This is a genomic window from Campylobacter concisus (genome assembly GCF_002913045.1).
GTDB lineage: Bacteria > Campylobacterota > Campylobacteria > Campylobacterales > Campylobacteraceae > Campylobacter_A > Campylobacter_A concisus_AP.
The window spans coordinates 1-624 of record NZ_PPAF01000034.1; the positions used below are offsets into that span (position 1 = coordinate 1).

At 30.3% G+C, this 624-nt stretch carries 1 pseudogene; it reads left to right on the forward strand.

The features are described from left to right. Nucleotides 1–111 precede the first annotated feature (111 nt). A pseudogene (locus CYP43_RS03910) lies at nucleotides 112–624 on the forward strand (methyl-accepting chemotaxis protein); the annotation flags it as partial.

The following is a 624-nucleotide window of genomic DNA, read 5'->3' on the forward strand; positions in this document are numbered from 1 at the left end:
CCAATATATACTGATCCATATATGGCAGCTTCATTAAATGCGATGGTTATAACTTTTGCTGCACCTATTAAAAATATTGGAGTTACGGGCATAGATGCATCTATTGAGGAGTTGAGCAATAATATATCGCAAATTAGTAAGACTGAATACAGCTATGCTTTTGTTGCAGATCAAAATGGCAACATTATAATGCACCCAAATAAAGAATTAGTCGGTAAACCTCATGAGATCGCAAAGAGTCTAATAAAACAATATAATGAAAAGAAATTTGATGAAAATGGATTAATAGCATATAAAAATACAAAAGGAGAAGATGTCTATGCTTATATGTTAGAGATAAATGACAAAGGTTGGTTGGCAATAACAGCAATGGATCAAAATATCTTTAGCTCGCATACTTTGCCTATTTTAAAAGTTCAAATTATTTTAGCCTTTATATTTATAGTTGTCTTGTCTGCGTTTGTATATTTCTTGCTAAAAAGATCGCTTAATCCGATTAAAACTATTACAGATGCTTTGGTTAATTTCTTTAGATTTTTAAATTTTGAGATAAAAGAGCCAGTTGTTTCAAAGGTAGCAACAAAAGATGAATTTGGCGTAATGAGCAAACTAATAAATGATAAT